Origin of the sequence: Pseudomonas sp. Z4-20 (assembly GCF_051131955.1) — a bacterium.
Lineage (GTDB): Bacteria > Pseudomonadota > Gammaproteobacteria > Pseudomonadales > Pseudomonadaceae > Aquipseudomonas > Aquipseudomonas marvdashtae.
On the sequence record NZ_CP071641.1, the window covers coordinates 4,799,083 to 4,813,344 of the forward strand.

Below are 14,262 nucleotides of genomic sequence, written 5' to 3' on the forward strand. Positions count from 1 at the left end.
ATAATAAAAACGAGTACGCAACTAATTCTGGGGGAGCTTCGGCTCCCCTTGTGGTTTCTGTCATTCCCTGCCCCGAAGCCTCCTACAGAGCTTGTCGCTTAAAGCTTGCAGCTCAAAACTCCTGTGTCCTACACCATCCCTCGACTAAATGCTAGAATCCCCGCCCATCATGCGGTCATTCTTTGTTTTTGGCCGAATATTCCTTCAAACAGTGCCTCCCATGCTGAAGAAGCTGTTCCAGTCATTCCGTTCTCCCTTGCGTCGTACGCAACACATTCGCAGCACGCCTGAAGTGCTCAACAGCGGCCAGCATTCATTGCAAAAGGCCCAATTCAGCCGTTATGCGGTGAACATCGTCGAACGCCTGCAGAACGCCGGCTACCAGGCTTATCTGGTCGGCGGGTGCGTGCGCGACATGCTGTTGAACATCACCCCCAAGGATTTCGACGTTGCCACCAGCGCCACGCCTGAGCAGATACGGGCCGAGTTTCGCAATGCGCGAATCATCGGGCGCCGTTTCAAGCTGGTGCATATCCACTTTGGCCGCGAAATCATCGAGGTGGCGACGTTCCGCGCCAACCATCCGCAAAGCGATGAGGAAGAAGATAGCAACCAGTCTTCTCGCAACGAGAGCGGACGCATCCTGCGCGATAACGTCTACGGCACGCTGGAAGAAGACGCGCAACGCCGCGACTTCACCATCAACGCCCTGTATTACGACCCGGTCAGCGAGCGCATTCTCGATTACGCCAATGGCGTGCACGACATCCGCAACCGTCTCATCCGGCTGATTGGCGATCCCAAGCAGCGCTACCAGGAGGACCCGGTGCGGATGCTGCGGGCCGTGCGTTTCGCTGCCAAGCTGGATTTCGGCATCGAGAAGCACAGCGCCATGCCGATTCGCGAACTCGCCCCGATGCTGAGGGAGATTCCTTCGGCGCGCCTGTTCGAGGAAGTCCTCAAGCTGTTCCTGTCGGGCCACGCCGCAGATACTTTTGAAATGCTCGTGGACCTGCAGTTGTTCGACCCGCTGTTCCCGGCCAGTGCCGAGGCGCTGGAATACAACCCGACCTACACCCACACCTTGATCAGCGAAGCGCTGGTCAACACCGACCTGCGCATCAAGCAGAACAAACCGGTGACCCCAGCGTTCCTGTTCGCCGCCTTGCTCTGGCCTGCACTGCCCGCCCGGGTATTACGCTTGCAGGAGCGTGGCATGCCGCCGATCCCGGCAATGCAGGAAGCCGCCCACCAGCTGATTGCCGAACAGTGCCAGCGCATCGCGATTCCCAAACGTTTCACGATGCCGATCCGCGAGATCTGGGACATGCAGGAGCGCCTGCCACGGCGCAGCGGCAAACGTGCCGATCTGTTGCTGGACAACCCGCGTTTCCGCGCCGGCTATGACTTCCTGCTGCTGCGCGAAAGCGCCGGCGAACAGACCGATGGCCTGGGCGAATGGTGGACTGATTATCAGGATGCCAACGACAGCGAACGCCGCGACATGATCCGCGAGCTCAGCGGCAAGGACGACGGCGCCAGCGGCCCGCGCAAGCGTCGGCGCAGCAGTGGCGCCAAGCGTAAACGTGCCGGTGTGCCAAGCGCCTCGGACGAGTAATCGATGGAACGCATCTACGTCGGCATGGGCAGCAACCTGGCCGAACCCGCCGAACACTTGCGCAGCGCCATCGAAGCCCTGGCGCGACTGTCCGAGACTCGACTGGTGGGGGTTTCAGCGTTTTATCAAAGCGACTCCCTGCTCCCCGGCCAGCCGCGCTACACCAATGCCGTGGCCGCGCTGGACAGCAGCCTTGCGCCGCTGGACTTGCTCGATGCGCTGCAAGCCATCGAAACCGGCCAGGGCCGCGAGCGCCTGGAGCGCTGGGGCCCGCGCACCCTCGACCTGGATATCCTCCTGTTCGGTGATCGGCTGATCGACGAGCCCCGCCTCAAAATCCCTCATTACCACATGCAAGCCAGGGCCTTCGTGCTCTATCCGCTGGCGGAGTTGGCGCCCGCCGACCTGCGCCTGGCCGACGGCCGCCTGCTCAAGGACTTGCTCGCCGAGTGCCCGTTTCTCGGCCTCGAGCGCCTGGACCATCCTTAGGTTGCGGTACCAGACAGTCACAATCTGGGCGCGCCTCCCAGCTGAAACGCATCAGTAACCTCGGTAACACCCGGCGGTAACACATCCAATTGACTTCCCCGGTACTCCTCACGACTATAGGCGTCCCGTTGCCGCCAACGCGGCGCTGAAGGGCGCAATCCGGGCCTTACAAGCACCACGCATAGAGGGTGCGCCTGTATTCGAGCGCCTAATGAGGACTTTTACATGCCAGCTATTACCCTGACCACGCTGCAAGGTCTCAAGCAAAAAGGTGAAAAGATCACCATGCTGACCTGCTATGACGCCACCTTCGCCCATGCCTGCAATGAGGCCGGTGTCGAAGTGCTGCTGGTGGGCGACTCCCTCGGCATGGTGCTGCAAGGTCACGACAGCACATTGCCGGTAACCACCGTCGAGATGGCCTACCACGTGGCCGCCGTCAAACGCGGTAACACCGATGCGTTGATCCTCGCCGACCTGCCGTTCATGGCCTATGCCACCCTCGATCAAACCATGACCAACAGCGCCATGCTGATGCAGGCCGGTGCCCACATGGTCAAGGTCGAAGGCGCGCTGTGGCTCGCCGACTCGATCCGCCTGCTGGCCGAACGCGGCATTCCCGTGTGCGCGCACCTGGGCCTGACCCCGCAGGCGGTGAATATCCTCGGCGGCTACAAGGTTCAGGGTCGTAATGAAAACCAGGCACGGCAGATGCGCGCCGATGCCATTGCCCTGGAGCAGGCGGGCGCCGCGATGTTGCTGCTCGAATGCGTACCCACCGAGCTGGCTGAAGAAATAACCCAGGCGGTGAAGATCCCGGTGATCGGCATCGGCGCTGGCAGCGCCACCGATGGCCAGGTGCTGGTGCTCCACGACATGCTCGGCCTGTCGATCACGGGTCGCGTGCCCAAGTTCGTGAAGAACTTCATGGCCGGGCAAAGCACTATCCAGGCCGCGCTCGGGGCTTATGTTGCCGAAGTGAAGGGCGTGACCTTCCCGGGCGCCGAACACGGATTCTCTGCATGAACACCGTCAAGACCGTACGCGAACTGCGAGCCGCCGTGGCCCGTGCCCGCAGCGAAGGCAAACGTATCGCTTTCGTCCCGACGATGGGCAATCTGCACAGCGGCCACATGGCGCTTGTGACCAAGGCGGCGCAACGGGCCGACTTTGTCGTGGCGAGCATCTTCGTCAACCCGCTGCAATTCGGTGCTGGCGAAGACCTGGACAAATATCCCCGCACCCTGGCGGCCGATCAGGAAAAGCTGCTCCAGGCCGGGTGCCATTTGCTGTTCGCGCCAAGCGTCGAGGAAATGTATCCCGACGGCATGGCCGGGCAGACCCGCGTCAGCGTCCCACAGCTGTCCGAAGGACTGTGCGGTGCCAGCCGGCCAGGGCACTTCGAGGGTGTGGCGACAGTCGTCAGCAAGCTGTTCAACATGGTCCAGCCGGATCTCGCGGTGTTTGGCCAGAAGGACTTCCAGCAGCTGGCGGTGATCCGCGCTCTGGTCCATGACCTGAACATGCCGATCCAGATCATCGGCGAGCCGACCGTGCGCGCCGAAGACGGCCTGGCGCTGTCGTCGCGCAACGGCTTCCTCAGCCCCGAACAGCGCGCCGTCGCGCCGGTGGTCTATCGCGCCCTGGGCCAGATAGCCGAGGCGATCAAGCAGGGACAACGGGATTATCCGGCGCTGACCGCCGAGCAGCTCAAGCAACTCGAAACCGCCGGCCTGCGCCCCGACTACTTGGAAATCCGTCACGCCCGGACCTTGCGTCCGGCCACCCAAGAGGATCGCGACCTGGTGATCCTTATTGCCGCCTTCCTGGGCACCACCCGGTTGATCGACAACCTGCACCTGGACCTCGACGCGCTCGTCTGAGATAGCCAGGCCGTCTATGGGAGCGAAGCCACTCGCTTCCATAGGCGGTTTTGCGCGTTATTGCCGCCTTGCCAGCCTTCGGGCAAACTGCGCGCCGTTCGGACCCGACCAGAGGAAACACTCATGCACGCCATCATGCTCAAGGCCAAGTTGCACCGCGCCGAAGTCACTCACGCCGTGCTCGATTACGAGGGCTCCTGCGCCATTGACGGTGAATGGCTGGATTTGTCGGGCATTCGTGAGTACGAACAGATCCAGATCTACAACGTCGACAACGGCGAGCGCTTCACCACTTACGCCATTCGTGGCGAAGAAGGCTCACGGATGATTTCGGTCAACGGCGCTGCGGCACACAAGGCCAAGGTGGGCGACCGCGTCATCATTTGCGCCTACGCCCACTACAGCGAAGCGGAGCTGCTCAACTTCAAGCCGCGCATGCTGTACATGGCGCCGGGCAACGAACTGAGCCACACCAGCAACGCCATCCCGGTCCAGGTTGCCTGACCAGCCCCGCCTGTCGGGCCATTCCCAGCCCGGTTGTATAAAAAAGTACCGGGAAGCGGTCAGACAAAGTCAAGACAGATCGCAACGCGAGGTTTACTGTATTCGCCCTGTGCCCGGCGATCGTGTCGACGCAGTTGTCCGGACGCCCTCCGCGGGCCTCGCCGGAATTTTTAGTGTACAAAAGGTCGTTCAAGTAAAAAGGAAACCCGCAGCGATGGCGTATTACCGAACTCCTCAAGACGTGACCGCTCTGCCCGCCTGGCAAGCGCTGAATGACCACCGCAAAGCCATGCAGGATTTCAGCATGCGCGAAGCGTTCAATGCCGATCCGCAGCGTTTCAATCATTTCACCCTTTCCAGCTGTGGCTTGTTTCTCGACTACTCGAAAAACCTGATCAATGCCCAGACCCGTGACCTGCTGGTGGGCCTGGCCAACGAAGTCGACCTCCAGGGCGCAATCAAGGCGCTGTTCGAAGGCGAAATCGTCAATGCCTCCGAGAACCGTCCCGCCCTGCACACCGCCCTGCGTCGCCCGGTGGGCGACAAGCTGCTGGTGAACGGCTCCAATGTGATGCCCGATGTGCACAAGGTGTTGAACCAGATTACCGACCTGGTGGGCCGCATCCACGACGGCCTATGGCGCGGCTACACCGAAAAGCCTATCACCGACGTGGTGAACATCGGCATCGGTGGCTCCTTCCTCGGCCCTCAGCTGGTGTCCGAAGCGCTGTTGTCCTACACACATAAAGGCGTTCGCTGTCATTACCTGGCGAACATCGACGGCAGCGAGTTCCACGAATTGACCCTGAAGCTGCGCGCCGAGACCACGCTGTTCATCGTCTCGTCGAAATCTTTCAACACCCTCGAAACCTTGAAAAACGCCCAGGCGGCGCGTGCCTGGTATCTGGCCCAGGGTGGCTCGGAAGCGGAGCTCTACCGCCACTTCATCGCGGTATCGAGCAACAACGCCGCCGCCGTGGCCTTCGGCATTCGCGAAGAGAATATCTTCCCGATGTGGGACTGGGTCGGCGGGCGCTACTCGCTGTGGTCGGCCATCGGCCTGCCCATCGCCCTGGCCATCGGCATGTCGAACTTCAAGGAACTGCTGTCCGGCGCCTACTCCATGGACCAGCATTTCCAGAGTGCGCCGTTTGAACAGAACATGCCGGTGCTGCTGGCGCTGCTGGGCGTGTGGTACGGTAACTTCTGGGGTGCGCAGAGCCATGCGATCCTGCCGTACGACCATTACCTGCGCAACATCACCAAGCACTTGCAACAACTGGACATGGAATCCAATGGCAAGAGCGTGCGCCAGGACGGTACGCCGGTCTCCACTGACACCGGTCCGGTGATTTGGGGCGGCGTCGGCGCTAACGGCCAGCACGCTTACCATCAGCTGTTGCACCAGGGGACTCAATTCATCCCGGCCGACTTCATCGTGCCGATCGTCAGCTTCAACCCGGTTTCCGACCATCACCAATGGCTGTACGCCAACTGCCTGTCCCAGAGCCAGGCGCTGATGCTCGGCAAGACCCGCGTCGAGGCCGAGGCCGAGCTGCGGGACAAGGGCGCCAGCGAAGAAGAAGTGCAGAAACTGGCCTCCCACAAAATCATTCCTGGCAACCGTCCGAGCAACACCTTGGTGGTCGAGCGCATTAGCCCGCGCCGCCTCGGCGCGCTGGTTGCGCTGTACGAGCATAAAGTCTTCGTCCAAAGCGTGGTCTGGGGCATCAACGCCTTCGACCAATGGGGCGTGGAGTTGGGCAAGGAGTTGGGCAAGGGCGTCTACAACCGCCTGGTGGGCAGCGAAGAAACCGCCGCCGAAGATGCTTCGACCCAAGGCCTGATCGACTACTTCCGCGGGCGTCATCGCGGCTGATGGTGATCAAATAGCGGTGGGGGCGAGCCTGCTCGCCCCACACTGTTTCCATGTACAACTTGAACTGGATATTCACTCGGCGCATCTTTATGTCTTGTCGCAAAACAAGAATAAGGAACCGTCATGTTCGATATCAGCCAGTACCCCCACGCCGATGCCGTCCGCCGGGCTGCGCAACTGAGTCAGGACGAGTACAAGCGGCTCTACAAAGAATCCATCGAACACCCCAGCACGTTCTGGGCTGAGCAAGCCACGCGTTTTCTCGACTGGATGACGCCCTGGCAGACTGTCCAGCGCTACGACCTCAAGAGCGGTGAAGCCAACTGGTTCGCCGGCGGCAAGCTGAACGTCAGCGCCAACTGCATCGACCGCCATCTGGATACGCGCGGTGACCAGACCGCAATCATCTGGGAAGGCGACAATCCCGCCGAATCGGCAGAAATCACCTATAAAAAACTTCACCATCACGTTTGCCGACTGGCCAACGTGTTGAAAAGCCGTGGCGTGAAGAAAGGCGACCGGGTCTGCATCTACATGCCAATGATTCCGGAAGCGGCCTACGCCATGCTTGCCTGCACTCGCATTGGCGCAGTGCATTCGGTGGTATTCGGCGGGTTCTCGCCGGATTCGTTGCGTGATCGAATCCTCGACGCCGATTGCCGCACCGTCATCACTGCCGACGAAGGCGTGCGCGGCGGGCGGTTCATACCGCTCAAGCGTAACGTCGACAAAGCGCTCGAAAGCTGCCCGAACGTCAGCACCGTGCTGGTGGTCGAGCGCACCCAGGGCGAGGTGAACTGGGTCGAAGGCCGTGACCTCTGGTATCACCAGGCGATGCACGAGATGAGCGATGAGTGCCCGCCTGAGCCGATGGATGCCGAAGACCCGTTGTTCATCCTCTACACCTCCGGTAGCACCGGCAAGCCCAAGGGCGTGCTGCACACCACCGGCGGTTATCTGCTGCAAGCGGCGATGACCTTCAAATACGTACTCGACTATCGCGACAACGAAGTGTTCTGGTGCACCGCCGACGTCGGCTGGGTCACCGGCCACAGCTACATCGTCTACGGCCCGCTGGCCAACGGTGCCACCACTTTGATTTTCGAGGGCGTACCGAGCTACCCGAGCAGTTCGCGCTTCTGGCAGGTCATCGACAAGCATCAGGTCAATATCTTCTACACCGCCCCGACTGCCCTGCGCGCGCTGATGCGCGAAGGCGCCGGGCCGTTGCAGGACACCTCCCGCAAAAGCCTGCGATTGCTCGGCAGTGTGGGTGAACCGATCAACCCCGAGGCGTGGGAATGGTATTTCAACGTGGTCGGCGAACAGCGCTGCCCGATTGTCGATACCTGGTGGCAGACCGAAACCGGCGGCATCATGCTCAGCCCCCTGGTGAGCACGCCTCGGCTCAAGCCGGGCTGCGCCACCCAGCCGATGTTCGGTGTGCAGCCAGTGTTGCTGGATGAAGTCGGCAAGGAAATCAGCGGCCCGGGCAGCGGTGTGCTGGCAATCAAATCCAGCTGGCCGGCGCAGATTCGCAGTGTCTATGGCGACCATCAACGCATGGTCGACACTTACTTCAAGCCCTACCCCGGCTATTACTTCACCGGCGATGGTGCGCGACGCGACGAAGATGGCGATTACTGGATCACCGGACGCATCGACGACGTGATCAACGTCTCCGGGCATCGCATCGGCACCGCCGAAATCGAAAGCGCCCTGGTGCTGCACGACAACATTGCCGAGGCGGCGGTGGTCGGTTATCCCCACGATCTCAAGGGCCAGGGCATCTATGCCTTCGTCACCCCAATGGACGGAGTCGAGGCCAACGACGAACTGAAGAAGGAACTGCTCGCCCACGTCAGCAAGGAGATCGGCAGTTTCGCCAAGCCGGAACTGATCCAGTGGGCGCCGGCCCTGCCCAAGACTCGCTCGGGCAAGATCATGCGGCGCATCCTGCGCAAGATCGCCTGCAACGAACTCGACAGCCTCGGCGACACCTCGACCCTGGCCGATCCAAGCGTGGTGGAAGGGTTGATCGACACGCGCCTGAACCGCTGAAGCCATACACAAGAACCTGTGGCGAGGGAGCTTGCTCCCGCTCGGCTGCGCAGCAGACGCAAAATCGCTGTCGCCCCTTGGAAAACAGGGGGGCGCTTCGCACCCCAGCGGGAGCAAGCTCCCTCGCCACAAAAGCGCTGCCTGACTCAAACCTGCAGGCAATACCCGAGTATGCATAACTGCTAAACTCCCGCGCCTCATTTCCTTAAGGCGCGCCCGGCATGTCTTCCTTGAATCTGGCGCTGCGCGCCGCCCTCGACCAGCGTCAGGCGTTGCTTGGCCAACTGCACCAGCAAGGCACCGACTGCTATCGCCTGTTCCACGGCAGCCAGGAAGGCGCGCCGGGCCTGACCGTCGACCGCTACGGCCCGCAACTGCTGGTGCAGAGTTTTCACCAATCGCTGGCGCGGGAGGAATTGCTGCAGTTGCACGCCATCGTCAACGAACGGCTGGGCCTGGACACCCTGCTTGTCTATAACGACCGCGCCCGGGGCAACTCGCGCGTCGATCGCCAGGACAATGTCTATCAGGCTGACGAGGCCGCGCTGCAAGACTTGGTCGGGCATGAATGGGGCCTCAATTACCGCGTTCGCGGACGGCATGCCGGGCAGGATCCGTTGCTGTTCCTCGACCTGCGCAACGCCCGTGGCTGGGTCAAGGATCACAGCCGCAACAAAAGTGTGCTGAACCTGTTCGCCTACACCTGCGGGGTGGGCCTCAGCGCGGCGGCGGGTGGCGCGCGCGAGGTGTGCAACCTGGATTTTGCCGAGGGCAACCTGGCGGTTGGCCGCGAGAATGGCCTGCTCAATCCCGATCTGCCGGCGATGGAGTTCGTGCAATCGGATTATTTCCCGGCGATCCGCCAGCTGGCCGGCCTGCCCATCAGCCAGCGGCGCGGACAGAAACTGCCCAGCTACGTGCGCCTGGAACAACGCCAATACGACCTCGTGCTACTCGACCCGCCCGCCTGGGCCAAGAGCGCATTCGGCACGGTCGATCTGTTGCGCGACTATCAAAGCCTGCTCAAGCCGGCATTGCTCACGACCGCCGAAGACGGTGTGCTGATCTGTTGCAACAACCTGGCGAAAGTGTCCATGGACGACTGGCGCGAGCAGGTGTTGCGTTGCGCACAGAAGGCTGGCCGCCCGGTGCGCGAATGGAGCGTGCTGGCGCCCGGCGGCGATTTCCCGTCGCAAGATCAACAACCGCCGCTTAAAACCCTGGTCCTGCAGTTCTGACCCTGTCTCGGCAATCCTACGGAAAAAACGGACAAATCTCATAAAACACAGTGGCTTCGGAACCGTAAACGCATGCCATACTCCAAGGCACTCCGATTCACACCAGATGAAGCCATACATGTCCAAAGGATTGATTCGCACGCTCGGCGCCCTGTTGACCGCACTGGCCCTCTACAGCTTGTTGGGTTTCCTGATATTGCCGGGCATTGCCTTGCGAATCGCCAATCAGCAATTGGCCACCCACGCGACGGTGCCGGCGCAGATCCAACGCATCGAACTCAATCCTTTCAGCCTTGAAGTCAGCCTGTGGGGCCTGGTTATCGGTGAGCCGGGCAAGGAGCAAGTTGCCTTCGAGCGGCTCTACGCCAACCTGCAGATCGACAGCCTGTGGTCCGGTGCGCTGCACCTGGCCGACATCGAGCTGGACAAGCCCAAGACCGAAGTGGTGTTCGCCAAGGACGGTCGGCTGAACCTGCTGGGCCTGTTCAAGCTGCCGGCCAGCGAACCGACGCCGGCAGACCCCGAGGCCAAGCCGTTTCCCCTGCGGGTCGATCGAATCATGTTGGCCGGTGGTTATCTGCATTTCCAGGACTTGCGCCCCAGCGAGCCCATCGAGTTCCTCTACGACACCCTCGATTTCGAACTGAAAAACCTCAGTACCCTGCCCGACGACAGTGCCGACATGACCCTGGTGGCGGTCAGTCCGCAAGGCGGCCAACTCGACTGGACCGGCAATTTCAGCCTCACGCCGATCGCCTCCGAGGGCACGCTGAAAATCACTCGCGGCCAGATGAAGGCGTTTTGGCCCTACGTGCGTGACGCGGTGCCCCTGGTGTTGGAAAACGGTGTGCTGGACCTCAGCACGGACTATAAGCTCAACCTCGCCAAAGGCACGGAGCTGCTGCTCAGCAACGCCGCCGTCAGTGTCGCGCCCTTCGCCATCAAGGCGCCTGATGGCCGCCCGCTGGTCAAGCTGGAGCGCCTGGACGTGAGCGAAGCGTCGCTGGACCTGGCCAAACAGCAAGTGATCGTGGGCAAGATTCGCAGCCAGAAACTGGAAACCTGGGCCGCTCGCGAAGCGGACGGGCAACTGGACTGGCAGAAACTCTTCGCCAGCCAGCCGGCCAAACCACAGGTCAAGGCTGAACCGGCATCGGCGCCGGCAGCCGCCGACTCGCCCAAAGCGGAGCCGACAGCGCCGAGCAAACCTTGGCAGGTGCTGTTGAAGGACGTGCAACTGCGCGATTACCACGTGCATCTGGCCGACCGCCAGGCACAACCGGCCGTGGCGCTGGACGTCGGCCCGCTGAACCTCGACTTGCAGAATTACGACACGCTCAACGGCTCGCCTTTCAACCTCAAGCTCGACACCGGCGTGGGCAAGCAGGGCAAGATCCAGGCCGACGGCGTGGTCAACCTGAATCCGGTCACGGCGAAGCTCAACGTCAAGACCCAGGACATCGACCTGCGGGTTGCCCAGTCCTATATCAACCCGTTCATTCGCCTGGAACTGCGCTCCGGGATGCTCGGCAGCGACCTGGTGGTCGATCTCAAGAGCACCGAGCCGTTGGCGCTGGCCATCACGGGCCGTGCCCAGGTCGATCAGTTGCATACCCTCGACACGCTCAAGACCCGCGACTTCCTGAAATGGGGGCGCCTGGAAATCCAGGGCCTCGACTACCAGCATGGCGACAGCCTGTCGATCAACAAGGTCAACCTCTTCCAGCCGTACGCGCGCTTCATGATCAACGACGACCGCACCACTAACGTCGACGATCTGCTCATACCGCAACCGGCCGACGGCGCGACCAAAACCACCGGAGCCAAACCGGCCTCGAAGGAAAAGCCGCTGGGCATTCACATCGGTGGCATCGCCATCAACGACGGCTCGGCCAACTTCGCCGACTTCAGCCTGACGCCTAACTTCGCCACGGCCGTGCAGCAGCTCAATGGTGCGATCGGCACCATCGACAGCCGCCAGGCCAAGCCGGCCACCGTTGACGTGAAGGGCAAGGTCGACCGCTACGCACCGGTGACGATCAAGGGCGCGGTCAACCCCTTCGACCCGATGGCCAGCCTCGACATCGCCACCAGCTTCAAGCGGGTCGAGTTGACGACCCTGACGCCTTACTCCGGTAAATTTGCCGGCTATCGCATCCGTAAGGGCCGGCTCAATCTCGACCTGCATTATCGAATCACCAAGGGCCAGCTCCAGGCCGACAACAAAGTCGTGGTCGAGCAATTGCAGCTGGGGGAAAAGGTCGACAGCCCGGACGCCGTGAGCCTGCCGCTCAAGCTGGCCGTTGCCCTGCTCAAGGATTCAGAGGGTCGGATTACCATCGAGCTGCCGGTTTCCGGCAACCTCAACGACCCACAGTTCAGCGTGATGCCGATCGTCTGGCAGACCCTGCGCAACCTGGTGGTGCGCGCGGCCCAAGCGCCGTTCAAGCTCATCGGCGGGTTGGTGGCTGGCGGTGGCTCGGAAGACCTTGGCAGCGTGGCTTTCGCGCCGGGAGCCAGTGAGCTGAGCAAGGAAAACGAAGGTGTGTTGCTCAAGCTGGCCGAAGCCCTGGGCAAACGTCCGGAGTTGAAGCTGGAGATCGAAGGCACCGCCGCCCAAAGCAGCGATGGCCCGCTGCTCGCCGCCCAGCGCCTGGAGCGCGAATACCAGTACAACTACTACAAGATGCTCCAGCGTCGGGGCGACAAAGTCCCGGCCAAGGCTTCGTTGCTGGAAGTGCCGGAGGATGAGAAGGCTCCGCTGCTGGAAGGAATCTACCGCACCCGCCTGAAGACCCAACCGCCAGCCGAATGGACGCAACTGGATAAAAAAGCCCGCATCGACAAACTCCGTGAAGGCGTCATCAACTTCTGGAGCGGCAGCGACCTGCTGCTGCGCGAACTGGGTCAGGAGCGGGCGAGCAGCATCAAGGATTTCCTGGTGGACAAGGGCAAGCTGGCCGACGATCGCGTCTACTTCATCGACGCCAGCCTCGGCCAAGCCGAGAGCGACGGTACCGTCATTACACCGATGCACTTGGATGCCGAATGACATGAAGCGCCTGTGCGGACTTGGCCTGGGTTTGTTATTGGCCGCTGGCCACGTGTCGGCTGCCAATACGCTGCGCTGCGGCAGCCAGTTGATCAGCGTTGGCGATCGCTCCAGCGAGGTGCTGCAAAAATGCGGTCAGCCCGCGGCGCGCGATGACCTGGGCTACAAGCGCAGTGTCAATCGCCGGGAAGAATACCCAGTGGAGGAATGGACCTACGGGCCCCATAGCGGCATGTATCAATACCTGCGCTTCGAGGGCAATCGGCTGGTGGAGATCACCAGCAAGCGTGGGCGCTGACCGTCACTGTGCAACATGCACCTTTACCCGTCCCAGAATAGAACAGGCCCCCGGCACGAATGCCGGGGGCCTGTAATGGCCACGTCCGTGTGGCCTTTCGCATGAACTCCAAAGCAACGGCAAACGTATATCTCAGCCCGCTTGCCGTGCCTTCTCCCAGTCCAGGCGAGAAGCCTTAGCCTTACTCGGCTTTCAGGCCGTCAGCCGATACGGCCTTGACGCCTTTGATTTTCTTGGTGATTGCCACAGCGGTGTCTTTTTGTGCGTCAGTGACTTTGGTCATCGAAGATAGGGACACAACACCTTTGTTGGTTTCGACTTTGATGTCGCTGCCTGGAATGCCTTTTTCGGTAACCAGGTCAGCTTTGACCTTGGTGGTGATCCAGGTATCGGAAACGTCTTCCTTAGCCTCTGTCACTTCGCCCGCAGCCAGCATCATCGGGGCCTGAGTAGCTTGAGTGGTCTCGGCGAAAGCGCTAGCCATGGACAGGGTCAGTGCAGTGGCAGCAGCGGCAGTGATAGCGAACTTCTTCATACGAGTAACTCCTGTTTTTCTCAGAAACTGCCGCAAGTGCATCTCGGCAGGTTGTCAGGAGTAGTGCGAAGGTTGTGCCAGTTTTAAAAAATTGTTTAATTCCTTATAACTCAATCAGTTAAGCGAAGCGGCAAAATTCGGAATCATGCAAATTGCATGAGCCTCCCTTTTTCAACATGCAACATGCCGATCCTGCCTTGCCGCCAAGCTGATCAATCAAGAAGGGTTTGCACGGTGAGGGAGCGGGCCCCCTCGCCGCCCGAGTATTAGGTGCCAGGGCACGAGGTCGGCAGGAACTCCCTGGGTGCGGTGGATGCGCATGTCCAGGCGCCGTTCACATCGCGGCTGAGGGTGATCGTCCTACCCGCTATTGAGGCAGGGGCGTTCAGGAGGGAACAAACGATAGAGCCTGCCGTCGTAGCCGTGCCTGTTACCGAAATCGTGCAGTTGCTGGTTGTAGTCGGAGCGTTCATGAGGGCCAACGTTGGAGTAACTCCCTGATTCATTTGATCCTCGTACGCTACCTTCAGTGCCGAGATTTCCCCCAGCCCGGCGGTAGCCTTCGCCCTCGCTTGGTACCTGGAATATTGCGGCAACGCAAACGTCGCCAGAATGCCGATGATCGCCACGACGATCAGCAGCTCGATCAGCGTAAAGCCCTTTTGCTTACTCATAGACATCTCCCATGCATGAGTCGAAATCTCA

The 14,262-nt window shown here is 61.1% G+C and carries 12 protein-coding genes; 10 read left to right on the forward strand and 2 right to left on the reverse strand.

What is annotated here, in order from left to right:
- Positions 1 to 220 precede the first annotated feature (220 nt).
- From J3P82_RS22035 to J3P82_RS22080, 10 genes are all read left to right on the forward strand, one after another.
- On the forward strand, positions 221 to 1,618 hold the full coding sequence (locus tag J3P82_RS22035) for a polynucleotide adenylyltransferase PcnB (RefSeq protein ID WP_434558662.1): 1,398 nt from the start codon (positions 221 to 223) through the stop codon (positions 1,616 to 1,618).
- Between the two features lie 3 nt (positions 1,619 to 1,621).
- Positions 1,622 to 2,107, forward strand: coding sequence for a 2-amino-4-hydroxy-6-hydroxymethyldihydropteridine diphosphokinase (folK, locus tag J3P82_RS22040; protein WP_434558663.1), 486 nt, complete (start codon positions 1,622 to 1,624; stop codon positions 2,105 to 2,107).
- Between the two features lie 225 nt (positions 2,108 to 2,332).
- Positions 2,333 to 3,133, forward strand: a complete 801-nt coding sequence (gene panB / locus J3P82_RS22045) for a 3-methyl-2-oxobutanoate hydroxymethyltransferase (RefSeq protein ID WP_434558664.1) — start codon at positions 2,333 to 2,335, stop codon at positions 3,131 to 3,133.
- Positions 3,130 to 3,990 carry a pantoate--beta-alanine ligase gene (panC, locus tag J3P82_RS22050; RefSeq protein WP_434558665.1) on the forward strand — a complete coding sequence of 287 codons (861 nt, stop codon included), beginning with the start codon at positions 3,130 to 3,132 and terminating at the stop codon, positions 3,988 to 3,990. The genes panB and panC overlap by 4 nt, the downstream gene beginning before the upstream one ends.
- Before the next feature lie 123 nt (positions 3,991 to 4,113).
- Entirely contained in the window at positions 4,114 to 4,494 is a 381-nt protein-coding gene (panD, locus tag J3P82_RS22055) for an aspartate 1-decarboxylase (RefSeq protein WP_003228271.1), read from the forward strand.
- 214 nt (positions 4,495 to 4,708) lie between these two features.
- Positions 4,709 to 6,373: a glucose-6-phosphate isomerase gene (gene pgi / locus J3P82_RS22060; RefSeq protein WP_434558666.1), complete on the forward strand. Its 1,665-nt coding sequence runs from the start codon at positions 4,709 to 4,711 to the stop codon at positions 6,371 to 6,373.
- Between the two features lie 123 nt (positions 6,374 to 6,496).
- The gene (gene acs / locus J3P82_RS22065; protein WP_434558667.1) at positions 6,497 to 8,434 is read left to right on the forward strand and encodes an acetate--CoA ligase; all 1,938 of its coding nucleotides are present in this window, start codon (positions 6,497 to 6,499) and stop codon (positions 8,432 to 8,434) included.
- A gap of 221 nt (positions 8,435 to 8,655) precedes the next feature.
- The gene (locus J3P82_RS22070; RefSeq protein WP_434558668.1) at positions 8,656 to 9,672 is read left to right on the forward strand and encodes a class I SAM-dependent rRNA methyltransferase; all 1,017 of its coding nucleotides are present in this window, start codon (positions 8,656 to 8,658) and stop codon (positions 9,670 to 9,672) included.
- A 118-nt stretch (positions 9,673 to 9,790) separates the two neighbouring features.
- Positions 9,791 to 12,724 (forward strand): DUF748 domain-containing protein, encoded by a 2,934-nt coding sequence (locus J3P82_RS22075; RefSeq protein ID WP_434558669.1) that lies wholly within the window; start codon positions 9,791 to 9,793, stop codon positions 12,722 to 12,724.
- Position 12,725: 1 nt separating this feature from the next.
- Positions 12,726 to 13,022 carry a DUF2845 domain-containing protein gene (locus tag J3P82_RS22080; RefSeq protein WP_186613100.1) on the forward strand — a complete coding sequence of 99 codons (297 nt, stop codon included), beginning with the start codon at positions 12,726 to 12,728 and terminating at the stop codon, positions 13,020 to 13,022.
- A gap of 181 nt (positions 13,023 to 13,203) precedes the next feature.
- On the opposite strand, the gene J3P82_RS22085 is transcribed toward J3P82_RS22080, so the two are convergent.
- Together J3P82_RS22085 and J3P82_RS22090 are read right to left on the reverse strand one after the other, a co-directional pair.
- The gene (locus J3P82_RS22085; RefSeq protein ID WP_434558670.1) at positions 13,204 to 13,557 is read right to left on the reverse strand and encodes a BON domain-containing protein; all 354 of its coding nucleotides are present in this window, start codon (positions 13,555 to 13,557) and stop codon (positions 13,204 to 13,206) included.
- A 266-nt stretch (positions 13,558 to 13,823) separates the two neighbouring features.
- Complete coding sequence (locus J3P82_RS22090) at positions 13,824 to 14,231, reverse strand: pilin (RefSeq protein ID WP_434558671.1); 408 nt, start codon at positions 14,229 to 14,231, stop codon at positions 13,824 to 13,826.
- Positions 14,232 to 14,262 lie beyond the last annotated feature (31 nt).

Coding starts and splice junctions, on each gene's coding strand:
- J3P82_RS22035 (WP_434558662.1), top strand. CDS start 221: ATGCTGAAGAAGCTGTTCCAGTCATTCCGTTCTCCCTTGCGTCGTACG.
- folK (WP_434558663.1), top strand. CDS start 1,622: ATGGAACGCATCTACGTCGGCATGGGCAGCAACCTGGCCGAACCCGCC.
- panB (WP_434558664.1), top strand. CDS start 2,333: ATGCCAGCTATTACCCTGACCACGCTGCAAGGTCTCAAGCAAAAAGGT.
- panC (WP_434558665.1), top strand. CDS start 3,130: ATGAACACCGTCAAGACCGTACGCGAACTGCGAGCCGCCGTGGCCCGT.
- panD (WP_003228271.1), top strand. CDS start 4,114: ATGCACGCCATCATGCTCAAGGCCAAGTTGCACCGCGCCGAAGTCACT.
- pgi (WP_434558666.1), top strand. CDS start 4,709: ATGGCGTATTACCGAACTCCTCAAGACGTGACCGCTCTGCCCGCCTGG.
- acs (WP_434558667.1), top strand. CDS start 6,497: ATGTTCGATATCAGCCAGTACCCCCACGCCGATGCCGTCCGCCGGGCT.
- J3P82_RS22070 (WP_434558668.1), top strand. CDS start 8,656: ATGTCTTCCTTGAATCTGGCGCTGCGCGCCGCCCTCGACCAGCGTCAG.
- J3P82_RS22075 (WP_434558669.1), top strand. CDS start 9,791: ATGTCCAAAGGATTGATTCGCACGCTCGGCGCCCTGTTGACCGCACTG.
- J3P82_RS22080 (WP_186613100.1), top strand. CDS start 12,726: ATGAAGCGCCTGTGCGGACTTGGCCTGGGTTTGTTATTGGCCGCTGGC.
- J3P82_RS22085 (WP_434558670.1), bottom strand. CDS start 13,557: ATGAAGAAGTTCGCTATCACTGCCGCTGCTGCCACTGCACTGACCCTG.
- J3P82_RS22090 (WP_434558671.1), bottom strand. CDS start 14,231: ATGAGTAAGCAAAAGGGCTTTACGCTGATCGAGCTGCTGATCGTCGTG.